The 22,377-nt window shown below is 64.0% G+C and carries 20 protein-coding genes; 10 read left to right on the top strand and 10 right to left on the bottom strand.

Annotated features, from left to right (window positions below; all coding sequences use genetic code 11):
* From cydB to P8Y64_06610, 5 genes are all read left to right on the top strand, one after another.
* A complete protein-coding gene (gene cydB / locus P8Y64_06630) occupies positions 1-1,137 on the top strand; it encodes a cytochrome d ubiquinol oxidase subunit II (protein MEJ2060147.1) in 1,137 nt (378 codons plus the stop codon).
* 12 nt (positions 1,138-1,149) lie between these two features.
* Positions 1,150-1,326: a hypothetical protein gene (locus P8Y64_06625; GenBank protein MEJ2060146.1), complete on the top strand. Its 177-nt coding sequence runs from the start codon at positions 1,150-1,152 to the stop codon at positions 1,324-1,326.
* Positions 1,327-1,454: 128 nt separating this feature from the next.
* On the top strand, positions 1,455-2,021 hold the full coding sequence (locus P8Y64_06620) for a DUF3365 domain-containing protein (protein ID MEJ2060145.1): 567 nt from the start codon (positions 1,455-1,457) through the stop codon (positions 2,019-2,021).
* Positions 2,022-2,025: 4 nt separating this feature from the next.
* Positions 2,026-2,706: a Crp/Fnr family transcriptional regulator gene (locus P8Y64_06615; protein MEJ2060144.1), complete on the top strand. Its 681-nt coding sequence runs from the start codon at positions 2,026-2,028 to the stop codon at positions 2,704-2,706.
* 242 nt (positions 2,707-2,948) lie between these two features.
* A complete protein-coding gene (locus P8Y64_06610; protein MEJ2060143.1) occupies positions 2,949-4,220 on the top strand; it encodes an FAD-dependent oxidoreductase in 1,272 nt (423 codons plus the stop codon).
* A gap of 87 nt (positions 4,221-4,307) precedes the next feature.
* On the opposite strand, the gene truD is transcribed toward P8Y64_06610, so the two are convergent.
* Entirely contained in the window at positions 4,308-5,357 is a 1,050-nt protein-coding gene (gene truD, locus P8Y64_06605; protein MEJ2060142.1) for a tRNA pseudouridine(13) synthase TruD, read from the bottom strand.
* Between the two features lie 39 nt (positions 5,358-5,396).
* Between truD and P8Y64_06600 the strand changes: the two genes are divergently transcribed.
* Positions 5,397-5,984, top strand: a complete 588-nt coding sequence (locus P8Y64_06600; GenBank protein MEJ2060141.1) for an arylesterase — start codon at positions 5,397-5,399, stop codon at positions 5,982-5,984.
* 19 nt (positions 5,985-6,003) lie between these two features.
* Entirely contained in the window at positions 6,004-6,681 is a 678-nt protein-coding gene (locus tag P8Y64_06595; GenBank protein MEJ2060140.1) for a GDSL-type esterase/lipase family protein, read from the top strand.
* Between the two features lie 6 nt (positions 6,682-6,687).
* Here the strand turns inward: P8Y64_06595 and tsaB are convergent, their stop codons facing one another.
* The 4 genes from tsaB to mrcB form a co-directional block, all read right to left on the bottom strand.
* Complete coding sequence (gene tsaB, locus P8Y64_06590) at positions 6,688-7,371, bottom strand: tRNA (adenosine(37)-N6)-threonylcarbamoyltransferase complex dimerization subunit type 1 TsaB (GenBank protein ID MEJ2060139.1); 684 nt, start codon at positions 7,369-7,371, stop codon at positions 6,688-6,690.
* On the bottom strand, positions 7,371-9,293 hold the full coding sequence (locus P8Y64_06585) for an ATP-dependent DNA helicase (GenBank protein ID MEJ2060138.1): 1,923 nt from the start codon (positions 9,291-9,293) through the stop codon (positions 7,371-7,373). Before P8Y64_06585 ends, tsaB begins: the two co-directional genes overlap by 1 nt.
* Positions 9,290-9,808 carry a tetratricopeptide repeat protein gene (locus P8Y64_06580; GenBank protein MEJ2060137.1) on the bottom strand — a complete coding sequence of 173 codons (519 nt, stop codon included), beginning with the start codon at positions 9,806-9,808 and terminating at the stop codon, positions 9,290-9,292. The genes P8Y64_06585 and P8Y64_06580 overlap by 4 nt, the downstream gene beginning before the upstream one ends.
* Before the next feature lie 88 nt (positions 9,809-9,896).
* Positions 9,897-12,236, bottom strand: coding sequence for a penicillin-binding protein 1B (gene mrcB / locus P8Y64_06575; protein MEJ2060136.1), 2,340 nt, complete (start codon positions 12,234-12,236; stop codon positions 9,897-9,899).
* 181 nt (positions 12,237-12,417) lie between these two features.
* Between mrcB and P8Y64_06570 the strand changes: the two genes are divergently transcribed.
* From P8Y64_06570 to P8Y64_06560, 3 genes are all read left to right on the top strand, one after another.
* On the top strand, positions 12,418-14,016 hold the full coding sequence (locus P8Y64_06570; protein MEJ2060135.1) for an AAA family ATPase: 1,599 nt from the start codon (positions 12,418-12,420) through the stop codon (positions 14,014-14,016).
* Between the two features lie 4 nt (positions 14,017-14,020).
* Positions 14,021-14,821 (top strand): hypothetical protein, encoded by an 801-nt coding sequence (locus P8Y64_06565; protein ID MEJ2060134.1) that lies wholly within the window; start codon positions 14,021-14,023, stop codon positions 14,819-14,821.
* Between the two features lie 615 nt (positions 14,822-15,436).
* On the top strand, positions 15,437-15,931 hold the full coding sequence (locus tag P8Y64_06560; GenBank protein MEJ2060133.1) for a C40 family peptidase: 495 nt from the start codon (positions 15,437-15,439) through the stop codon (positions 15,929-15,931).
* 36 nt (positions 15,932-15,967) lie between these two features.
* Here P8Y64_06560 and P8Y64_06555 read toward each other — a convergent pair whose 3' ends face one another.
* From P8Y64_06555 to P8Y64_06535, 5 genes are all read right to left on the bottom strand, one after another.
* On the bottom strand, positions 15,968-16,816 hold the full coding sequence (locus P8Y64_06555) for a uroporphyrinogen-III synthase (GenBank protein ID MEJ2060132.1): 849 nt from the start codon (positions 16,814-16,816) through the stop codon (positions 15,968-15,970).
* Positions 16,813-18,267: a siroheme synthase CysG gene (cysG, locus tag P8Y64_06550; protein ID MEJ2060131.1), complete on the bottom strand. Its 1,455-nt coding sequence runs from the start codon at positions 18,265-18,267 to the stop codon at positions 16,813-16,815. The genes P8Y64_06555 and cysG overlap by 4 nt, the downstream gene beginning before the upstream one ends.
* Before the next feature lie 41 nt (positions 18,268-18,308).
* On the bottom strand, positions 18,309-20,957 hold the full coding sequence (locus P8Y64_06545) for a molybdopterin-dependent oxidoreductase (GenBank protein MEJ2060130.1): 2,649 nt from the start codon (positions 20,955-20,957) through the stop codon (positions 18,309-18,311).
* Positions 20,950-21,282, bottom strand: a complete 333-nt coding sequence (nirD, locus tag P8Y64_06540) for a nitrite reductase small subunit NirD (GenBank protein ID MEJ2060129.1) — start codon at positions 21,280-21,282, stop codon at positions 20,950-20,952. The genes P8Y64_06545 and nirD overlap by 8 nt, the downstream gene beginning before the upstream one ends.
* Before the next feature lie 42 nt (positions 21,283-21,324).
* On the bottom strand, positions 21,325-22,377 hold a 1,053-nt coding region (locus P8Y64_06535), incomplete at its 5' end, for a (2Fe-2S)-binding protein (protein ID MEJ2060128.1).

Below are 22,377 nucleotides of genomic sequence, written 5' to 3'. Positions count from 1 at the left end.
ATGGAACTTTACGTTGCACTGAAAGTGCTTTGGTGGCTCCTGCTGGGCGTGCTGCTCATGGGGCTGGCCATCATGGTGGGCATGGACATGGGCGTGGGCACCATCCTGCGCTACGTCGGCCGCACCGACACCGAACGCCGCGTGGCGCTCAACATCATCGGCCCGCACTGGGACGGCAACCAGGTGTGGTTCATCCTGGGCGGCGGTGCGATTTTCGCCGCCTGGCCCACGATCTACGCCACCGCCTTCTCGGGGCTGTACGTGGTCATGCTGCTCCTGCTGTGGACCATGATCATCCGGCCGGTGGGCTTCGAGTACCGCAGCAAGGTCGCCTCGCCCACCTGGCGCAATATCTGGGACTGGGGACTGTTCATCAGCGGCCTGGTACCCATGGTGGTGTTCGGCGCAGCCTTCGGCAACGCCCTGCAGGGCTTCCCGTTCCACTTCGAGTGGAACATGATCTCGGTCTACACCGGCAGCTTCATCTCGCTGTTCAACCCCTTCGCCATCCTGGCGGGGCTGCTGTCGGTATCGATGTCCATCTTCATGGGCGCACTGATGATCATGAACCGCTCCGAGGGCGCCATCTACGAGCGCAGCAAGAAGCTGGTGACCGTGTTCGGCCCGCTGGCACTGGTCCTGTTCACCATCGGCGGCATCTGGGTGGCCAACCTGAACGGCTTCCATTACACCTCCGACGTGAATCCGGGCGGTCCTTCCAACCCGCTGCTGCCGGTCTCCGTGGAAATGACCAAGGGTGCATGGCTGATGAACTTCAAGGCTCATCCGCTGCTCTGGCTGCTGCCGATCATCACCTACGTGACGGTCATCATCGGCACGCTCGCCGCGCGCGGCGGCAAGTCGCACTTCGCCTGGTGGATGGGTGCACTGGCCTGGATCGGGATTCTGGGTACGGCAGGGGCCGCGATGTTCCCCTTCATGATGCCGTCGTTCACCAACCCGGCCCAAAGCCTCACGGTGTGGAACGCATCCTCCAGTAAAACCACCCTTATCTGGATGGTCGGCTGGACGGTAGTGTTCGTGCCCGCGATTCTCGCCTACACCAGCTGGGCCTTCTGGGTCATGCGCGGCAAGGTGAAGCCCGAGCAGATCGAAGCCGACGACCACGCTTATTAAAGGAGAAGCCACATGAAGATCATTCTCTATACCCTGATCGCGCTGGTCCTGATCTTCCTGACCATCATCCTGGGTGACTACGGTCCGTGGTACTTCGCCTGGCTGGTCGGTACGGTCATGATCGTGCTGATCTCCGCCGCCGGCGGTGCCCTCATGGACACCCAGCTGTCGGAAGACAACAACAAATAAGCTGTAACCGGGCCGGGGCGCAAAACCCCGGCCCACCCTTTACCGAAACGGTGAGTAAGTCACCGACTTTCACGGCCCGATTCGTATGCTGGTGATGGTTAATCGTTCACCAGCAAGGAGTAGTACCCATGAAAACCCGTATCGCGCTGCCCATCATCCTGTCGAGCCTGGCGGCCCAGCCCGCCCTGGCCGATACCCAGGCGGAACGCGTCAAGGCGAGCCGCGCAGCCATCGCCGAATTCGCCAAATCGCTGAAAGGCGAACTGCAGGCCGCCATGAAGGCCGGCGGTCCGGTCAACGCCGTCGGCGTGTGCAACAGCGAAGCCACCGAAATCGCGAAGCGAGTCTCCGCGGAAAAAGGGATACAGATCTCGCGCACCAGCCTGAAATACCGCAACCCGAACAACGCCCCCACCGACTGGCAGAAAACGGTCCTGGAGCAGTTCGAGCAGCGCAAGGCCGCCGGCGAGCCGGTCAAAATGATCGACTACAGAGCCGAGGTCGACACCCCCAACGGCAGGGAATTCCGCTACATGAAGGCGATTCCCACCGGTGCGCTGTGCCTCACCTGCCACGGCGAACAGATCGCCGCGCCGGTCAAGGCCAAACTCGAAGCGCTTTATCCGCATGATCGCGCCACCGGCTTCAAGCAGGGCGACATCCGCGGCGCGTTCGTCGTCATCCAGAAGATGTAATCCCATGGGTCAGCCGGACAGCCAGCGCAGCGATTGTCTTACCTGTCCGGTCAGGCCGATCAGCCTGTTTGCCGAGCTCACGCTGGACGAGCTCGGCAAACTCAAGATGCAGCTCACCACGCGGCATCTCGACCAGGGGATGGCGCTTTACCATGAAGGCGACCCGGCCGACGCCGCCTACACCCTGATACAGGGCGTCATCAAACTCAGCATGTCGTTGCCTGACGGCCAGGAACAGATCGTCCGGCTGCTGCGGCCCGGCGACCTGTTCGGCGTCGAGGGTCTGGTGGACTCGCACTACCATCACAGTGCCACGCCGCTGGGCGACGACGTCGCCGTCTGCCAACTGGACCTCAAGGAACTCTCCGAACTGACGCAGGAGCGCGAGCGCATTCGCAAGGCGCTGATCCGGCGCTGGGCCCGCAATATTTCACATGCCGAACGACGTCTGGTCGAACTGCGCAACCTGAAAGCGAACCGCCGCCTGTGGAAGTTCCTGGAGGAATGGTGCGCGGAGGATCCCGAAGGTTGGACCTATTTCCCGCTCAGCCGCCAGCACGTCGCGGACTACCTGGGCCTGACCGTCGAAACCGTCAGCCGGTTGTTCGCGGACTGGAAAAGACGCGGCAACGTGCTAGAACAAAAGCAACATATCCGGCTTAAAGGACCCGACCCGAACGTCTGACGCCAACCATGACAAACTGTCATGACATTTCATGTCAGTTTGGCGTGACGAAGGGTGACATGTCAGCCTCGAATTCTGGCATGTAACCTGAATTTCATTTGATTTCAGTCAATTATAATCCACACAATTAGTGGCACAGTTATTGCTCTTCTATACTTTTAAGTACTTAAACAGCAACTTGGGCCGGGCCAGCCACCCGGGCACATCACCACACAACACCCATAACTTAGAGGAACGCAGAAATGGCTCACGTTGTAATCCTCGGCGCAGGTACCGGCGGCATGCCCGCCGCCTATGAGATGCGCGAAGCACTCAACAAGGAGCATCAGGTCACCCTGATCAATGACAAGGACTATTTCCAGTTCGTACCGTCCAACCCCTGGGTGGCGGTCGGCTGGCGCAAGCGCGATGACATCACCTTCCCCATCCGTCCCTACGTGGAACGCAAGGGGATCAACTTCATCGCCCAGCGCGTGGACAAGATCGATGCCGACAACAGCAAGCTCACGCTGGATAACGGCGACATCGTCGACTACGACTACCTGGTCATCACCACCGGCCCGAAGCTGGTCTTCGACGAAGTGGAAGGCGCCGGCCCGCACGGCGGCCACACCCACTCCGTGTGCACCGTCGACCATGCCGAAATGGCCTATGACGACTATCAGAAATTCGTCGACAATCCCGGCCCGGCCATTGTCGGCGCCATGCCGCTGGCGAGCTGCTTCGGTCCGGCCTACGAGTTCGCGCTGATCCTCGACACCGACCTGCGCAAGCGCCGCGTGCGCGACAAGGTGCCGATCACGTTCGTCACCTCCGAACCCTACATCGGGCACCTCGGCCTGGGCGGCGTCGGCGATTCCAAGGGTCTGCTGGAAAGCGAACTGCGCAACCGGCACATCAAGTGGATCACCAACGCCAAGACCACCAAGGTCGAAGACGGCAAGATGATCGTCGAGGAGTACAACGACAAGGGCGAGAAGGTCAAAGACCACGAGCTGGAATTCAAGTACAACATGATGCTGCCCGCATTCAAGGGCGTGGACGCCGTCGCCGGCGTCGAAGGCCTGTGCAACCCACGCGGCTTTGTCATGGTCGACGAGCACCAGCGCAGCAAGAAGTTCAAAAACATCTTCTCCGCCGGCGTGTGTATCGCCATCCCGCCCGTCGAGGCCACCCCCGTGCCCACCGGCGCACCCAAGACCGGTTACATGATCGAGTCCATGGTCACCGCCATCGTGCACAACATCCGTGACGAGCTGAACGGCAAGGAAGCTGATGAAACAGGCACCTGGGCCGCGATCTGCCTGGCGGATATGGGCGACACCGGCGCGGCCTTCGTGGCGGTCCCGCAGATCCCGCCGCGCAACGTCAACTGGTTTAAGAAGGGCAAGTGGGTGCACGTGGCCAAGGTGGCATTCGAGAAGTACTTCATCCGCAAGATGAAAAAAGGCACCTCCGAACCCCTGTACGAAAAGTACATCCTCAAGGCGCTGGGTATCGAGCGCCTGAGCTAAAACCGGTTCACTCTAAGGCAGTGACTTGGGGCAGACCGGGCGGGAAGGATTCCCGCCCCCTGCCCTTTTCTTTTGCCCGCGTCCCGACTAATCGCCCGTAGCCAGCGCGCTGTCGGTATAGCCGGCCAACTCGCGCAATACGCTGGTGGCATAACAGCCGGCCGGCAGGGTGAATTCGAGTTGCAGCGAGGTGTCGTCCAGCCAGGCATGCGACAGGCCCTCCGGCACCAGGCGCAATGCGCGTCGTTCCTGTTTCATCCCCGCCGCTTCGAGCCCCTGCGCCAGATCGGCCTCGCTCTCGGCCACTTCGAGTTCCAGTTCGCGCACTGCGCCATAAGTCGGCAACTCGCCCCGCCCCCACAGGGCGCCGCTTGGATGAATGTCGAAAGCCCGCAGTCGTTGTTCGATGGCCTCGTCCACTTCTTCAGGCACGAAAAAACTGTGCGTACCGGCCAGCACGAAGGCATCGCCGCTGACCGCCCGATCCCAGGTGCCATCCTGCACGCGCCGATCAAGGATGTGATTGAAAATCCAGGAGCGCGCCGCGGAAAGAAAGATGCCGCGCAGGTGCTTGTCACGCAGCTTGCGTATACCGGCGAACAGATCGCGTGCGGCCTGGACGTTGCTCATACCGTGTCCGAATCGTTGTTCGCCGAAATAGTTGGGCACACCATTCGTGCGTATCGCTTGCAGACGTGTGTCCAGCGCGCCGGCGTCCCCCATGCAGTCACGCAGCACGATTCGAAAGCGGTTGGCCCGCAGCGCACCGGTACGCAGCTTCTGGCCGTGACGCTTCGCCTCCAGCAGGGTTACATTGCCTGGCAGTTCGGCGACCCAGTCGGGATCGGCCTTGCCCGGCAGATGCACGCCGAACCACTGGCTGGTCACGGCATGCCGATCCTTCAGGCCGGCATGGCTCACCGCACGACGCGGCACCTGGGCGATACGCGCCAGCATCCCGCCCAGCCGGTCGGTATTGATGCCCTGTTTGCGCAGATGCAGCCAGACGTGCTCGCCCTCCCCGTTCGGTTCATGGCCGAGCACTTCGTCCACCACGAAATCCTCGGGCGTGGTCCGCAGCCGGGCTTGAGTAATCGGCGGCAATCCGGTTAGATGGAACGGCCAAGTCTGGGTCATATCGTTATGCGAATCGTTAAGTTGTTGTTTGTGGCTGGCATGTTGTTTCTGCTCGCCGCCTGTTCGCAAAAGGCGCAATTGCAGAGGCTGGGCCCGGATGCCACCGTGCTCGCCTTCGGCGACAGCCTCACCTACGGCACCGGGGCTGCGCCCGGCCAATCATACCCTGCCCAGCTGGCGAGGCTGACCGGCCTCAAGGTCATCAATGCCGGCGTGCCAGGCGAGGTGACCGGCCAGGGTCTGGCCCGCCTGCCCGGCGTGCTGGAGCAAACCCGGCCCCAGCTGATGATCCTGATCGAGGGCGGCAACGATTTCCTGCGCCATCAGGACGAACAGCAGACCCAGGCGAACCTCGAACAAATGATCAAGCTCGCCCGCAAGCAAGGCGTGCAGATCGTCATGCTGGGCGTGCCGCGGCCGCGCGTGTTTCTCTCCAGCGCGCCGCTGTATGAACACATCGCCGATGCCACCGGCACCGTGCTGGACGACGACACCCTCCCGGATATCCTCGGCGATGCCAAACTCAAGTCCGACCCGGTACACCCGAACGCCGCCGGTTATCTGCGCTTGGCCGAGGCAGTACGCACTCTGCTTGCCGACCACGGCGCACTGCCGGAAAGCCACTGACCGGACGAGGATCATGGCCATGCGTATCTTGATATTGCTGTGTTGCATTTTGCTCGCGCCGGCCGGCGTGGCGGCGGAAAAAGCCGCGCCCGTCGTCCTGGCCTTCGGCGACAGCCTCACCTTCGGCAAAGGCGTGACGCCAAACGAGGCCTACCCCAAAGACCTGGCCAGAATCAGCGGCTGGCATGTCGTCAACGGCGGGATCTCGGGCGAAACGACCGCCGAAGGCCGCCAGCGCCTCCCCGGCCTGCTGGCGAAGGTCAAGCCCGACTACCTGGTGCTGATCGAGGGCGGCAATGACAGTCTGCACATGGTGCCGGTGGAGGAAACCCAGCGGAACCTGGTGGCCATGATCCGCATGGCGCAGCGTGCCGGCGTGCGGGTGGTGATGTTCGGCCTACCCGCCGCGGGGCTGGACCAGAGCAAGTTCTGGTTCGATCTGGCTGCCGCGCCCCAGTACATCAACGCAGCCCGCGCTACCGGTGTCGCCATCGACGTGCAGACGCTGCCCGTCCTCCTGCTGACGCCGTGGATGAAATCCGATCCCCTGCATCTGAACGCCCGCGGCTACCGCGAACTGGCCAAGGCGGCCTGGCAGCTGCTGGGGAATTCGAAACAATCGGGGCAGTTGATCCACACGGGGGATCAACCACCGCTCGGGCCGGTCGTGTCCCGTGAATCGGGGAACGCGATCTAAACCGATTCAGCGCGGCCGCGGCTTGTCGGCCACGTCGTCGCGCAGATAGACGGGCAGCGCATCCTCCGGCGCCACCGCATCGCCCTTGGCGAAAGCGGCCACCGCGAGGCGCATCAGGTAGCGGGCATCGGGCCAGATATCGGGTTGAACATCGATCAGGTTCATTTCCAGTCGCTGAGTCAGCACCTCGCGATAGGCGGCGAAACCGCTGCCGACACCGAGCCAGCGGCCGTCTTCCAAAGGCAGCACCTCGGGATGCACGACGGCTTCATCCCCCACCGCGTAGGCCAACCCTTCCGCGTCGCAGCAAAAATACCCGGCATACACCTCGCCCATGCGCGCATCGTTGGCCACCAGCACGCGCTCGGCGCCGAGGTTCTCGAAACTCTGCTGGGCAACCGAGGCCAGGGTGGAGACCGGCACGACGGGGACGTCGGCGGCCAGCGCCGCCCCCTGTACGATGCCGGCGGCGATGCGCAGTCCGGTGAACGCGCCGGGCCCGCGCCCGAAGGCCAGGGCATCCATGTCCGCCAGGGCCAGGCCGGCCTCGTCGAGCAGTTCCTGCATCATGGGCAGAATCAGCTGGGCGTGGCGGCGGGGCGCAATCTCGAACCGGGAGTGTACCTCACCGTCGAGCCACAGTGCGGCGGAGCAGGCCTCGGTGGCCGTCTCGATGCCCAGCAACTGCATCAGGCCACTTCCTGGCAGGCGGCGAGGAAGTCCAGCGCCTCGGCGCGGCGCCGGGTACGCGGGATTTCCGGCAGGCTGCGCAGAAACACACGCCCGTAGTGCTTGCCCGTGACGCGCGGATCGCACAGCACCAGCAGCCCCCGGTCGTTGACGTCGCGAATCAGCCGCCCTACTCCCTGCTTGAGTGCGATGGCGGCCTGCGGCACCTGGTATTCCATGAAGGGATTGCCGCCGCCGGCGCGAATCGCGTCCAGGCGCGCGCTGAGCACGGGATCGCCTGGCGAGGCGAACGGCAGTTTGTCGATGATGACCAGGCTCAGGGCCTGGCCGCGCACGTCCACCCCTTCCCAGAAACTGCTGGTGCCGAGCAGTACCGCGTTGCCCAGTTCGCGAAAACGCTCGATCAGCACGGCGCGCGGCGCCTCGCCCTGCACCAGCAGCGGATAATCCACACGCCCCTGCAGCCGCCCGGCGGCAGTGCGCAGGGCGCGGTAGCTGGTGAACAGCAGGAAACAGCGCCCGCCGTTGGCCTGGATCAGCGGGATCGCCTCCTCCACCACGGCGCGGGTATGGGCCTCGCTGTTCGGATCCGGCATGTCGGGCGGAAGGTACAGCAGCGCGTTGTTCTGGAAGTCGAACGGGCTGTCGAGCTGCAGCGTCTCGGTGTCGGTCACGCCCATGCGCTGACAGAAATGGTCGAAGCCGCCGTCCACCGTCAGGGTGGCGGAGGTGAACACCCAGGCGCAGTCGCGGCGCGCCATCTGTTGCTGGAACGGCGTGGCGATGTCCAGCGGCGTGCTGTGAATCACGAAACTGCGCGGGAAGGTCTCGAACCACTGGATGACGGCATCCTCCGGTTCCACCAGGGCGTGCAGGCGCGCCAGCGACTGAGTGGCGCGCCGGTAGCAGTTGGCCAGCCCCTTGCCGCGCTCGGCCACGCTGTCCAGCGCCGCGGTCAGGGTGGTCAGGTTGTCCTGCAAGGTCTGCAGCCCGTCCGCGATCTCACGCCGTTCGGTCATCGGCTGCCAGGCGGCGCGCTGTCCTTCCCGGCCCATCAGCAGCCGGAAATCGCGCGTCGCCTTTTCCAGGTCGGCTGCCAGGGTACGCAGCGCCGTCATGTCGTGCGCCTCGGCAATCTGCTCGGCGACGGTATCCTGGGCCAGATCCAGTAGCTGACGACTGCCGAGCGAGGTGCCGAAAAACTGGCTGGCGACCTCGGGCAGCTGGTGGGCCTCGTCGAGAATCACCGCCCCGGCCTCGGGCAGCAGCTCGCCGAAGCCGGTGTCCTTGAGCGACAGGTCGGCCATAAACAGATGATGGTTGATCACCACCAGCTCGGCCTCCTGCGCCTGGCGGCGCGCCTTGACCACGAAACAGGCGTCGTAGCGCGGGCATTCGCTGCCCAGGCAGTTGTCCACGGTAGAGGTGACGCGCGGCCACAGGGGACTGTCTTCCGGCACATCGGTGAACTCGACGATGTCGCCGCGTTCGCTGCGCCGCCCCCAGGACTGCATGCGCTGCAGCACTGCCGTGTGCTTCTGCGCCTGGGGGCGCGTGTCGTGCACGGCGGTCTCCAGACGGTGCAGGCACAGGTAGTTGGCCCGCCCTTTCAACAGCGCGGTGTTCACGTGCAGGTCGAGGGCGTCGAGCACCAGGGGCAGGTCCTTGAAAAACAGCTGATCCTGCAGGTTGCGGGTCCCCGTGGACAGGATCACCCGCTCCTCCGCCAGCAGGGCGGGTACCAGATAGGCGAAGGTCTTGCCGACCCCGGTGCCGGCCTCGACCACCAGCCGACCGCGTTTGCCCAATGCCGCATGCACGGCCTCGGCCATGTCCTGCTGTTCGGCGCGCGGCGCGAAGCCCGGCAGGAGCCGCGCAAAAGGGCCTTCCGCCCCGAGCAGCGTACGCGGGTCGTCCCTCACTGGGCGCCGAGTTCCCGGGCCTTGCGGCGGGCCGCCTCCGCCTGGGCGTTCAAGCCGCGCTTGGCGCGCGCCTGGGCGATCAGCGCCCAGTTCCGGGCCTGCAGTGCCCGGTCCTGGCCGGCCAGACTGTTGGAGCGATGCGCCAACGCCTCGGCCTGCTGCAACTGCCCCTGCTGCAAACGCAGCTTGGCGAGCTCGTGCCACAGATTGGCGTCGCGCGGCGCAATGCGCAGCGCGCGCTCCACGTTGGTGGCGGCCTCGTCGTATTGACCCGCCAGGGACTGACGCTCGGCCTCGTTGAGCAGGGCGACCACGGCGGGGTTCTGCTCACGTGCGGCCGAAGGCGACGGCGAAGAAAACGGTTGCGGGGGTGCCGGCTGCGGCGCGGTCTCGGCTGGCGGTTGCTGCTCGGGCGCCGGTGCCTGCGGTTCGAAGGGCTTGGGCGGACCCCCGGCACAGGCCGCGAGCAGAAGTGCGGCACAGGCCAACGGCAGAAGACGGACTATGGCGTTCATCGGTATCTACGACGGGCTGTCATGGGCTGAGGCCATTGTACCCGGCGCAGGCGGCGCTTACACCGAAGGACGCTGAATAATCACCCGGTTATTGCAGCAGGCCCTTGAACCAGCGGAAGGTCTTGCGGATGGTGCCGCTTACCCCGCCCCCGCAAGAGGAGAAGTCCTGCGGTGCAGAGCCCTGAATGAACGGCATCCACTGGGCATCGGCGCAGGATTCGTCCGCCAGCAGGCCATTGGTCGGGTCGATCAGCTTCCATTCCACGTTGTCCGGCTTGGGCGGATCGAGCGGCTGGGTGGAGATATCGGACATCAGGTCCGCCCACACGCGCAGCGCGCCGGTGGCACCGGTCAGACCGGTGGGCTGGTTGTCGTCGCGCCCGACCCAGACCACGGCGGTGTGCTGGCCGGAAAAACCGGCGAACCAGCTGTCGCGCAGGTCGTTGGTGGTGCCGGTCTTGCCGGCCACGCTTAGGTTGGGCAGCCAGGACTTCAGGGCCTGGGCCGTACCCTCCTGGGTGACCTCGTGCAGCGTGGCCTGGATCAGATAGTCGGTGGAGGCGTTGACGGCCTGCTCGACCGTCAGCGGATAGCGCTTCAGCACCTGCCCCTGCTGGTCCATCACCCGGCGCACGGCCTTGAGCGGCGTGCGGTAGCCCGAGGCGGCGATGGTCTGGTACATCTGCGCCACCTGCAGCGGCGACAGGTTGATCGAGCCGAGCAGGATGGCCGGATAGGCGGGAATGGTCTTGGTCACGCCCAGACGATGCAGGGTGTCGATGATATTGGGCAATCCGACCGCCAGCCCGAGACGCGCGGTCGGCACATTGTAGGAATGCACCAGCGCCTGCATCAGGGTGACCTGGCCGTGGTACTCGCGGCTGTAGTTCAGCGGCTGCCAGTCCTTGCCGTCCGGCTGGGGCACGCTGAGCGGCGAATCGTCGAGCAGGGTCGCGAGGGTGTAATCCTTGGGCTGGGCCAGCGCTGTGAGATACACCGCGGGCTTGACCAGCGAACCGATCGGACGCTGGATGTCCAGCGCACGATTGAAACCGGCGTAGCGCACGTCGCGCCCGCCCACCACGGCCAGCACCTCGCCGTTGTTGACCGAGGCCACGACCGCGGCGGCCTGCAATGTACCGCGCTTGACGCCGTGACCCGCCTCGACCTGCTTCAGGCCCTGATCCACCGCGTGTTCGGTGGCGATCTGCACCAGCGGATCGAGCGTGGTGAAGATGAACAGTCCGGCGCTGCGCAGCTCCTCCTCGCTGTAGTCGCGCTCCAGTTCGTTCTGCACCAGTTGCAGGAAAGCCGGGAACGGCGTCACCCCGGAAGGTGCTTCCTTCACCACGCCGAGTGGCCTGGACTCCGCCTCGTGGGCCTGAGCATCGGTAATCACGCCCTGCTGGGCCATGATCCTGAGCACCAGGTTACGGCGTGCCAAAGCACGCTTGGAATGCAGGCGCGGATCGTAATAGGAGGGACCGCGCACCAGGGCGATCAGCAGCGCCTGCTGAGACAGATCGAGCGCGCTGACCGGCTTTTCGAAATAGAACTCGCTGGCCAGACCCACCCCGTGGATGGAACGCTGGCCGTCCTGACCCAGGTAGACCTCGTTCATGAAGGTCTCCATGATCTCGTCTTTGCTGTAATGCGCGGTGAGCAACAGCGCCATCACCGCTTCGTTGGCCTTGCGCCAGACGGTACGGCGATTGGTCAGGAACAGGTTTTTCACCAGCTGCTGGGTGAGCGTGCTGCCGCCTTCCACGATGCGCCCGGCGCGGATATCTGCAATCAGCGCGCGAGCGATGGAGCGGAAATCCAGGCCGATGTTGCTGTAGAAGGTGCGGTCCTCGACCGACACCAGCCCTTTCACCATGGTCGGTGGAATCTTGTCCAGACGCACCAGGATGCGATCTTCGTTATGGCGCGGGTAGATGTTGGCGATCAGCAGCGGGCTGAGCCGGGCCAGCGCGATGTTCTGCCCGCTTTTCAGGTCGCGCACGGAAACGACGTGATCGCCGCTGAAATCGACGTCCAGCTCGCGGGAGGGTTCTTCGTCGCTGGCGAACTGGAAGCCCCGGGTATGCACCCGGAACTCGCTGCCGCGGCGCTGGTAGGTGCCCCGTTCGGTAATCCGTGCGGCCGGTTTGAAGTGCAGCAGGCGCAGGCCTTCCTCGAAATCCGCCGGCTTGAGTTCCAGCCCCGGATACAGCTCCATCGGACTGGCGAACACGCGTGCGGGCAGTTCCCAGCGGCGCCCTTCGAAACGGCTGGTGACGATGGTATTGAGGACCAGGACGTATACGACGAGGAGCACCAGCCCCACGCCGCCCGCATATGGCCACCAGCGGCGGCGCTGCACCGTCCCGCGCCGGCGCTTGGGACTGGCTTTTTTCCTGGTGCTGCGTCTGCTACGGCGTGCCATCGATAATCAGGCGAGAAGGCTCGAACGGTCGGGGCCGCCATGCGCGCCAACACGCACGGTTTGGCCTGCAGGGGTGAAGTTCATTATCCTTGCGGTCCCATCACGATGCGGATGAGGCGGGCATTGTTGCCTGTCGCCCCGCAAAAGTCCATGACCACCGCAAGGGGGACGATTCATTCCCATGCCTGACAGCCTCGAAATCCATCAAAAGCTCGCCAAGGCCCTGCACGATCCGCAGCGCTACCCGCACCCCGTCGCCAAGGTGGAAGAGATCCAGACCCACATCTCCACCGTACTGCTCACCGGCGACTACGCCTACAAGATCAAGAAACCGCTCGACTTCGGCTTTCTCAACTTCACCAGCCTGGCCGACCGCAAGCATTTCTGCGAAGAGGAAATCCGCCTCAACCGCCGTCTCGCGCCCCAGCTGTACCTGGACGTGGTGGCCGTCACCGGCAGCCCGGAGGCACCGGAGCTGAACGGCGCGGGCGAGCCCTTCGAATACATGGTGCGCATGCGTCAGTTCGATCAGGAGGGTCTGCTCAACAATGTGCTGGCGCGGGGCGAATTGAGCGCCGACATGATTGACGAGATCGCCCGCCGCATGGCCGCCTTTCATACCGAAGCCGCCGTTTCCGGCCCGGATGCCCCCTTCGGCACCGCCGACATGGTGGTCGCGCCGATGCGCCAGAACTTCGAACAACTGCGCCCGCTGCTTCAGGACGCCGATCGCCTGGCTCAGCTCGAGCGGATCGAGGCATGGACCGAGTCCGAATTCGACCGTCTCAAGCCGCTGCTCGACGCTCGCAAGCTGGGCGGCTTCATCCGCGAGTGCCACGGCGACATGCATCTCGGCAACATGGCATTGGTCAACGGCGAGATCGACATCTTCGACGGCATCGAATTCAACGATTCGTTCCGCTGGATCGATGTCATGAGCGAACTCGCCTTCCTGGTCATGGACCTGGACGACCGCGGCCAGCACGGCTTCGCCAGCCGGGTGCGCAACCTCTACCTGCAAGCCAGTGGCGATTACGCCGGCCTGCCGCTGCTGCGTTTTTATCAGGTCTATCGCGCCATGGTGCGTGCCAAGGTCTCCAGCCTGCGTCTCGCGCAGCCCGACCTCAGCGACCAGGAACGCGCCAGCACCCTGCGTGCCTATCAAAGCTACGCCGACCTGGCGGAACGCTATACCAGCGAAAGCGCCGACGGATTGATCATCACCCACGGCTTCTCCGGCTCCGGCAAGAGCACCTACAGCCAGCAGCTGGTCGACGAACTCGGCGCCATCCGCCTGCGCTCCGACGTCGAACGCAAGCGCTTGCACGACCTGGACGAACAGGCACGCACCAAATCCGGTATCGCACAGGGACTCTACGCCCCCGAAGCCACGGCCCGCGTCTACGAACATCTGTCCGAACTGGCGCGCGCCATCATCGATGCCGGCTACGTCTGCGTGGTGGATGCCACCTTCCTCAAGCAGGCGCAGCGAGCGCCGTTCCGCGACCTGGCACGGGAAATCGGCACGGGCTTCACCATCCTCGACCTGCAGGCCGACGAAGCCCGGCTCAGCGCCAACATCCGCGCCCGTGAGCGCGAGGGCGGCGATGCCTCCGAGGCCGATCTCGAAGTGCTGCGCCATCAGCTCGCCAACCACGATCCGCTCGCGGCCGACGAACCGTCGATCCAGGTTCAGGTGGGCGACCCGTTGCCGCTGGATTCCATCCGACAGGTCCTCGGCCTGCCGAGCGGAGCGGATCAACAGACCGCCCTGGCCTGAGCGCATGAAACCCCGTCTGGCCGTCGCGCTCTGCCTCACCCTGGTGTGGGGCGGTGCGCGGGCAGACGTTTCCATCACCTACCGTCACGGCAGCGAGCCCGCTTCGCGCATCGACATCCATAACGATCGGCTGCGGCTGACCAGTCGGGACGCCCAGGGTCAGCGCCAGATCATCCTGTTCGATGCCGGCAAACGACAACTGACCGTGCTCGACCCGGCACGCAAGACCTATCTCGAACTGGACGAGGCGACGCTGGCCCGCCAGATGGCGGCGCTCAAACAAATGCGATCCCAGATGCGTGCGTTGATGAAAGCGCAGATCGCCAAACTGCCACCCGAACAGCGCGAACAGGCGGAAGCCCGCCTGCAGCAGCAACAGGCATCGACTGCGGACAAAGAGCCCGACATCACCCTGCACCAGCTTTCCAAACGCAATCGCCTGCTCGGGGTCTCCTGTCGCGAGCTCGAGGTGCATTACGACGGTAAGCCCAAAAGCCGTGTCTGTCTGGCCAGCGCAAAAAATGCCGGATTGACACCGAGCGATGCAGCGACGCTGCAAGGGCTGTATGTCTTTCTCGAACACCTGCAGGCCAGTGCGATGCACAACCTCGCCGGCCCCACCCGGACTGCAGCGCCGCCGCAACTCATGAAGCGCCTGAACGGCGTGGCCATGCGTATTCAGCCCCTGCCGCAAGGGGAAGCGACGCATGTCGTCAAACTCGAACATCAGCCTCTGCCGGCGGATACGTTTGTCATTCCCGAAGGGTATACGTCGCTCAGGATTCCGGGATTGCCTGGTAACTGATAGTGAGGGGTGAGGGGTGAAGGGTGAGGTGGATACTGATGCGTGTTCGCCATATCCGTAGCGCGGAGCTAATTAAATAGTTGGGTAATATTGTTATGCCCGCTGAATCCATGATTGAACAGGCAAGAGGAATTGTTTCGCACGCTATTGAGTTGGGATTTTCTTTTCTAGCGTCAATTAATGCGTGCGAGTCCATTTCTTTGTTCGCCCAAAGAAATGGACGAAAGAAATGCGCCCCCACCGCCTTGGCCTTCGGCTGCCCTCACAACCGCTGACTTGCGACGGGCACGGTTCGACACGACGTCCTGTCGTGACGAACCTCAGCCCGGCGTCCATGCCGGGCTGACCCTGCCAAGCCACCGGCTGCTCGGCAAGGCGGAACGGGGTTTTTGGTGAGGTGTGAGAAGTCAGGGGTGAGGCGCACGGATGCGCCGAACAACATGAACTCGCGCAGTGCGCCATGCGTTAGATAAAAACTCCCAACCACAAAACGCGCGAAACCATTCCACGAACATTTCCAACAGTGTTCAAAGGTGTCGCCCCTGCCGCCCAAACAGATTCAATACTCAAATTAACAATGTGACGTAATCACCTGTTTGTGCTAGCTTTTTACCCATGGTGAATATAAAGCCACCGGTTCTGCTCCTGACCCTGGCCATTGCCGCCGGACTGGGTGGCTGCGCCGGCACGCCCACGCGTCCGGCTACGCACGATTGGCGTGATGCCGGTTACCCGGTAACGCCGAAAAGACAGGAAGTGGTCCACGTCGCCAAATCGATGCTGGGCCATCGCTATCTCTACGGTGGCGACACGCCCAGAGAGGGTTTCGACTGCAGCGGCCTGGTGTTCTACAGCTACGAGCGGGCGGGCATCAATGTCCCACGCACCGCGTATCAGCAGCTCAAGCATTCCCGCAAGGTAGGCTTTTATGACCTGCGCCCCGGAGACCTGCTCTTTTTCCAGTTCCACGGGCGGCCCAGTCACGTGGGCATTTACATAGGCGACGGCAGTTTCATCCACGCGCCCAAGACGGGCGGACGGGTGTCGCGCGCCTCGCTGGAAAATCCCTATTGGAGCGAACACCTGGTGCGCGCCGGAAACTATTTCTGATTCCCGGCGCGCACCGAGGCGTCATCGGGCCCGGATCTACAACGCCGCCTGCGGCGTGGAACCGAACCGGTTCGCCAGGGCATCGACCAGCGGTCGCATGAAAAACCGCGTCTGCGGTATCACGTCCACCCGCACGCCGTAGCTCTTGAGATACTCGCCGACGACCGGCCCGATGGCGGCAACCAGAATCTTCTTGAAGGCCTTGCGCAGACGTTCGGTCTGACCGTTGGATTCTGCCACCGAGAACAACCGCCGCACCTGCGGCTGGCTGGTGAAGGCAATCGCGTCCACGTCCCCGTCGGCGAGCTTCTCGATCAGGGCCATCACGTAGTCGTCCTCCAATGCCGTGGTATAGATGTAAGGCGCCACGGGCACCGGCTGCAGATCGCGTTCGCGCAGGGCGTTCTGCAACGGCAGGTTGGGTTCGGAACCGTATAGCTGCAGACCGACGTAAGGCGTCGCGAACTCGAGTTCCGCCAGGGTTTCGATCACGCCCGCCGAGGTCGGCTGCACAGAAACAACGTCGCTTTGCAGACCAAGCTCGCGCAGCACGCGCCCCGGTTTTGGCCCGCGCGAGATCTTGCGCACCCGCGCCAGTTTTTTCACGAACGGCTCGCGCATGCGCATGCGCTCGCTGGCAGCCAGCAAACGCTTCAAGCCTTCGCCGGTCAACAAAATGAAATCCTGCAACTGGTCGTCGCCGACAAAGCGTTGCAACCACTCGTGCACGTGATCCTGATCGGGCGTGTCCAGAATGGAAACCAGCGGGCAGCGGATCACTTTCGCCCCCCGCCGTTCCAACAGCCCGGCCAGCACATCCAACTGGCGCGCCTCAGGCAGGGCCACGCAACGTCCTGTGAATGAAACTCCGTCATCTGTATTCATGCCACTTCACTCCTGTCAGTGACCCGGTCCCTGCGATGGCATTGCGGCGGAAACACCTCCGCACCGCCTTCCTCTCCTGAAAACCAATGCAGACTCTCATGCAGCCGTACCACTTCACCGACTATCAGCAAACTCGGCGAAGCCACACCGAGGTGCTTCACCTTCTCGTAAAGATCCGACAACGACCCGACATACACGCGATGGTTGGGTGTCGTCCCCTGTTCGACCAGCGCGGCGGGCAGGTCGGCACGCAAACCGTGCTCGACCAGCTTTGCGCAGATCTCGTTCAGATTCGTCAGGCCCATGTAAAACACCAGGGTCTGGCGTTCACGCGCCAACTGCGCCCAGTCCAGATCGAGCCGCCCGTTTCGGGTGTGGCCGGTCACGAAACGAACCGACTGGGCGTAATCGCGATGCGTGAGCGGAATGCCGGAATATGCCGCGCACCCCGTGGCGGCGGTAATGCCGGGCACCACCTGGAACGGTATGCCCTGCTCCGCCAACAGCGTGATTTCCTCGCCGCCGCGGCCGAATACGAACGGGTCGCCGCCCTTGAGGCGCGCCACCTTTTTCCCCTGCGTGGCTAAATCCGCGAGCAGTTGGGATATATCCGACTGCGGCAGGCTGTGATCGTTGCGCCGCTTGCCGACATAAACGCGCTCCGCCTCGCGCCGGGCCAGATCGACGATCGCCTCGGGTACCAGGCGGTCGTACACCACCACGTCGGCCTTTTGCAGCAGACGCAGTGCCTTGAAGGTCAGAAGATCCGGATCGCCCGGCCCGGCGCCGATGAGATACACCTCGCCGCCGCTGTCACCGTTTCCTGCCTCGATCTGGTGCTTGAGCATGCGTTCTGCTTCATGCCAGTGCCCTGCCAGTGCGGCCTCGGCAACGTGGCCCTCCAACGTCTGTTCCCAAAATAATCTGCGTGCACGGATCGTGCCGAAACGCCGTTTGACGGCCGCACGGTAGCGCCCCACCAGTTCGGCCAGTCGTCCGTAGGCCGCGGGGATGCTGCTCTCCAGGCGGTTGCGCAGAATGCGAGTGAGCACGGGGGCCGCACCGCCGGAGGAGATCGCAATGGTGACCGGCGCGCGGTCCACGATGGCTGGGAAAATGAAACTGCACAGCCCGGGCTCGTCCACCACGTTCACCGGCAGGCCGCGTTCACACGCCTTCTGGTACACCCAGCGGTTGACTAGCGGACTGTCAGTGGCGGCGACCACCAGCGCGCAATTGTCGAGATGCTGTGTGGTGAATACACCGGGGTAATGGGTCACCCGGCCATTGGCGGCGAGTTCGGCCACTCCTGTGCCCAGGCGCGGTGCAACCACGCGCACCCGGGCACCGGCCTTGAGCAGCAGGTCGATCTTGCGCAGCGCCACCGTCCCGCCGCCCACGACCAGGCAGGTACGGTTCTCCAGATGCATAAAGATGGGCAGATGTTTCATTTCACAGCCTCGTCGATGGCGTTGCAGGTCATGGCGTCGGCCTAGGCACCGCTTGCCGCGCGGGCCAGGATCTCGCGCAGTTCGGGTACGCAGGAGCCGCAGTTGGTGCCCGCCTTGAGCGCGGCGCCGATCTGTTCGGGCTTGACCAGCCCCTGGTTTTTGATCGCATCCAGAATCGTGTTCAGGCCGACGTTGAAACACGAACACACCGTGCGCCCCTGATCGGGCATGCCGCCGCGCGCCTTGCCGACCAGCAGGCTCATGCGGGCCATGTCATCGATGTGATCCTCGGCGAACAACTGGCCCAGCCAGGTCCGCTCCGGCAGCCCCCAGTCCGGGGCGACGAACAACACCATTTCCAAGCGCCCGTGCTGCAGGCGCGCGGCACGATAGCGGCCGGTAGCGGGGTCGGCGTATTCCAGCCATTCGCCCGGCCCGAGCAGATGCTCCTGCACCCATACTCCCCAGTCCGGCGGCGGGCTTTCGCCCGCCAGCTCGTGGCGCCAGTGCTCGACGCCGCGAATGGAAACGCAGTAATCGGCGAAACCGAGTTCGAGTGGCCGACGGGAAAGAATGAAGCCGTGCCACTGCGCGTTGAACGGTTCGATATGCGCCACGCCGTGTTTGGATTCGGGCTGCCCGGAAACGGGATCGGTGTGCGCGGCAACCAGGCTGTCCACCCGCGCGCAGCATGCGTTGGCATCGCTCCAGTGCATGGGCACGAAGACCGAGCCCGGTCGCTGGTCGGTATCCACCTTCACCCTGGCCAGCAGCCGCCCGTGCGGACTGCTCAGCCTGGCGAGCCCGTCCTGTTGCACCCGAAAGCGCGCCGCATCCGCAGGATGGATCTGCACGAAGGGCTCCGGTGTGTGGGTCGTCAGACGCGCGCTTTTTGCCGTGCGCGTCATGGTGTGCCACTGGTCGCGGATGCGTCCCGTATTCAACACCAGCGGGTAGGCATGATCGACGGTCTGCATCGGCGGACGCGGCGTGACCGCGATCAGCCGGGCGCGTCCGCTGTCGGTATAAAAACGGCCGTCGGCGAACAGGCGCTGGCGTCCCCGGCCAGCATTATCCAGCGGCCACTGCATCGGTTCGAATGCCCCGTAGGCGGCATCGCTCAGATCCTGCACCGGCCCCAGGTCCAGGTCACGCGAACCCGCGTTGTCTAGCGCGGTCAGCGCGGCGAACTCGCGCAACACCGCGGCGGGGTGTTCGTAAGGAAAGGCGTCGGCAAATCCCATACGCCGCGCCACCTGCGTGACGATCCACCAGTCGGGACGCGCCTCGCCCAACGGCGCCATAAACGCGCGCTGGCGCGACAGGCGTCGCTCGGAGTTGGTTACCGTGCCGTCCTTTTCGCCCCAGCCGGCGGCCGGCAGCAGAACATGCGCCAGTTCGGAAGTATCGGTGGGATGCACGCAATCCGAGACCACCACCAGTTCGCAATCGCGCAACGCCGCCCGCACCCGGTCGGCCTCGGGCAGGCTCACGGCGGGATTGGTGGCCATGATCCACACGGCCTTGATATCGCCGCGCTCGATGGCCTGAAACAGCTCCACGGCCTTCAGGCCGGGACGCCCGGCCGGCCGTGGTGCGTTCCAGAAACGCGCGACGCGTGACAGGCTTTCGGCGTCGAAATCCATGTGCGCGGCAAGCTGATTGGCCAGACCGCCGACCTCGCGCCCGCCCATGGCATTCGGCTGGCCGGTGATCGAAAACGGTCCCATGCCGGCGCGGCCGATGCGGCCGCTGGCCAGGTGCACGTTGATAATGGCGTTGCCCTTGTCCACGCCGCTGCTGGACTGGTTCACGCCCTGCGACCAGAGCGTGACGGTGCGTTCCGTTTGCGCAAACCATTCGTAAAAGCGCGCGACCTCGGCCTCGCTCAATTCGCAGGCCTGCGCCACGGCCGCGATATCGGGCGCCGAGCCGTTTGCAACGGCCAGCGCCTCATCAAGACCCTCTGTATGACGCTCGATGAATTCGAGATCGAGGCCGTCATGGCGTTGCAGGTAACCGAGCAGGCCGTTGAACAGGAACGCGTCGCTGCCGGGTTTGAGCGCCAGATGCAGGTCGGCGATATCGCAGGTCGCCGTACGGCGCGGATCGAGCACCATCACCCGCATGACCGGACGTTGGCGCTTGGCGGCCGCCATGCGCTGGTACAGCACGGGATGCGTCCAGGCCGTGTTCGACCCGACCAGCACCACCAGGTCGGCCTGCTCCAGGTCCTCATAGCACACCGGCACCGTGTCGCTGCCGAAGGCGCGCTTGTGCGCCGCCACGGCCGAGGACATGCAAAGCCGGGAGTTGGTGTCGATGTTGGCCGAGCCGATGAAGCCCTTCATCAGCTTGTTGGCCACGTAATAATCCTCGGTCAGCAACTGGCCGGAAACATAAAACGCAACCGCGTCGGGTCCGTGTTCGTCGATAACGCGTTTGAAGCCGTCGGCGACCGCAGCCAGTGCGGTATCCCAGTCCACCGTCCTGCCGTCGACCATCGGCTGCAACAACCGCCCTTCCGCGTCCAGCGTCTCGCCCAGAGCCGCGCCCTTGGAACACAGACGTCCGAAATTGGCGGGATGTTCGGGATCGCCGCTCACCTTGATGCGTTCGCCGTCGCGGGTGACCAGCACCCCGCAGCCGACGCCGCAATACGGACAGGTTGTGCGAACCGCTTCAGGCATTAACCACCTGCGCCTCGCTTTCCAGGCACAACATCACCACGCCGTCTTCGACGCGCACGGGAAAACCCTGTGCGCAGCCTTCGTCCGGCGGCACCGCACAACCCGATTCCAGTTCCAGCACCCAGTTGTGCAGCGGACAGGTGACGCGCCGGCCATGCACGATCCCCTGCGACAACGGACCGCCCTTGTGCGGACACTGGTCGCGCAGTGCGAACACCTCGTCGTGGGCATTGCGGAACACGGCGATGTCGCCGTCGGACGTACGCACCAGGCGCGATCCCAGTTGCGGGATATCGGTCAGCTTGCCGATCGTGATCCAGTTCATCTCATTTGCCCCCACTGCCATTCATGCTTGACGCCATGCATCTCAAACCACCTCCTTGAGCGGGATGTATTCGTGCGCATCCACACCTTCGGCACGCGCCTTCCAGGGATCGATTTGCGCAAACTGCTGGGCGTACATGAACCGTTCGAACAGCGCCTTGCGCCCCACCTCGTCCTCGACGACGTGCTGTTTGATGTGGCTCAGCCCGACGCGCTCCAGCCAGGGCGCGGTGCGTTCCAGATAGCGCGCCTCCTCGCGGTACAGCTGCATGAAGGCGCCGGTGTATTCCATCACCTCCTCTGGCGTGGCCACCTTGCACAGGAAGTCGGTGGCACGCACCTTCACGCCGCCATTACCGCCCACGTGCAATTCGTAACCGGAATCCACGCACACCACGCCCAGGTCCTTGATGGTCGCCTCGGCGCAATTGCGCGGGCAGCCGGACACCGCCATCTTGAACTTGTGCGGCGTCCACGAACCCCAGGTAAGTTTTTCCAGTTCGATGCCGAGACCGGTGGAATCCTGCGTACCGAACCGGCACCACTCCTTGCCCACGCAGGTCTTCACCGTGCGCAGCGCCTTGCCGTAGGCATGGCCGGACACGAATCCGGCGCGCGACAAATCGCCCCAGATGCCCGGCAGGTCTTCTTTTTTCACACCCAGCAGGTCGATGCGCTGGCCGCCGGTGAACTTCACCGTGGGCACGGCATACTTTTCAGCCACCTCGGCGATGGCGCGCAGTTCCTGCGGCGTGGTGACGCCGCCCCAGATGCGCGGCACCACGGAATAGGTGCCGTCCTTCTGGATGTTTGCGTGCACGCGTTCGTTGATGAACCTGGACTGGTTGTCGTCCCGGTATTCACCGGGCCAGGTCGACAGCAGGTAGTAATTGAGTGCGGGGCGGCAGCTGTGACAGCCGTTTTCCGTTTTCCATTCCAGCGCGCCGAATACGGCAGGCATGTCCTTCAAATGCTGCTTGCGGATCGCCTCGCGCACCTCGTCGTGGGTGTACTCGGTGCAGCCGCACATCGGCTTGCGCGACGGGCTGGCGGAATAATCGCCGCCCAATGTGGAAGCCAGCAGCGACTCCACCAG

This window comes from Gammaproteobacteria bacterium (genome assembly GCA_037388465.1).
Classification (GTDB): domain Bacteria; phylum Pseudomonadota; class Gammaproteobacteria; order SpSt-1174; family SpSt-1174; genus JARRKE01.
The sequence above is the reverse complement of the archived record's forward strand: the minus strand, read 5'-3'. Positions and strand labels throughout refer to the sequence as shown.

Excerpts from the sequence above, each read along its gene's own strand:
- tsaB (MEJ2060139.1), bottom strand. The coding sequence starts at position 7,371 with ATGCAGTTGCTGGGCATCGAGACGGCCACCGAGGCCTGCTCCGCCGCA.
- P8Y64_06615 (MEJ2060144.1), top strand. The coding sequence starts at position 2,026 with ATGGGTCAGCCGGACAGCCAGCGCAGCGATTGTCTTACCTGTCCGGTC.
- P8Y64_06595 (MEJ2060140.1), top strand. The coding sequence starts at position 6,004 with ATGCGTATCTTGATATTGCTGTGTTGCATTTTGCTCGCGCCGGCCGGC.
- P8Y64_06570 (MEJ2060135.1), top strand. The coding sequence starts at position 12,418 with ATGCCTGACAGCCTCGAAATCCATCAAAAGCTCGCCAAGGCCCTGCAC.
- P8Y64_06560 (MEJ2060133.1), top strand. The coding sequence starts at position 15,437 with ATGGTGAATATAAAGCCACCGGTTCTGCTCCTGACCCTGGCCATTGCC.
- P8Y64_06580 (MEJ2060137.1), bottom strand. The coding sequence starts at position 9,808 with ATGAACGCCATAGTCCGTCTTCTGCCGTTGGCCTGTGCCGCACTTCTG.
- nirD (MEJ2060129.1), bottom strand. The coding sequence starts at position 21,282 with ATGAACTGGATCACGATCGGCAAGCTGACCGATATCCCGCAACTGGGA.
- P8Y64_06620 (MEJ2060145.1), top strand. The coding sequence starts at position 1,455 with ATGAAAACCCGTATCGCGCTGCCCATCATCCTGTCGAGCCTGGCGGCC.
- P8Y64_06600 (MEJ2060141.1), top strand. The coding sequence starts at position 5,397 with ATGTTGTTTCTGCTCGCCGCCTGTTCGCAAAAGGCGCAATTGCAGAGG.
- P8Y64_06555 (MEJ2060132.1), bottom strand. The coding sequence starts at position 16,816 with ATGAATACAGATGACGGAGTTTCATTCACAGGACGTTGCGTGGCCCTG.
- cysG (MEJ2060131.1), bottom strand. The coding sequence starts at position 18,267 with ATGAAACATCTGCCCATCTTTATGCATCTGGAGAACCGTACCTGCCTG.
- P8Y64_06625 (MEJ2060146.1), top strand. The coding sequence starts at position 1,150 with ATGAAGATCATTCTCTATACCCTGATCGCGCTGGTCCTGATCTTCCTG.
- cydB (MEJ2060147.1), top strand. The coding sequence starts at position 1 with ATGGAACTTTACGTTGCACTGAAAGTGCTTTGGTGGCTCCTGCTGGGC.
- P8Y64_06545 (MEJ2060130.1), bottom strand. The coding sequence starts at position 20,957 with ATGCCTGAAGCGGTTCGCACAACCTGTCCGTATTGCGGCGTCGGCTGC.
- P8Y64_06565 (MEJ2060134.1), top strand. The coding sequence starts at position 14,021 with ATGAAACCCCGTCTGGCCGTCGCGCTCTGCCTCACCCTGGTGTGGGGC.
- P8Y64_06610 (MEJ2060143.1), top strand. The coding sequence starts at position 2,949 with ATGGCTCACGTTGTAATCCTCGGCGCAGGTACCGGCGGCATGCCCGCC.
- mrcB (MEJ2060136.1), bottom strand. The coding sequence starts at position 12,236 with ATGGCACGCCGTAGCAGACGCAGCACCAGGAAAAAAGCCAGTCCCAAG.
- truD (MEJ2060142.1), bottom strand. The coding sequence starts at position 5,357 with ATGACCCAGACTTGGCCGTTCCATCTAACCGGATTGCCGCCGATTACT.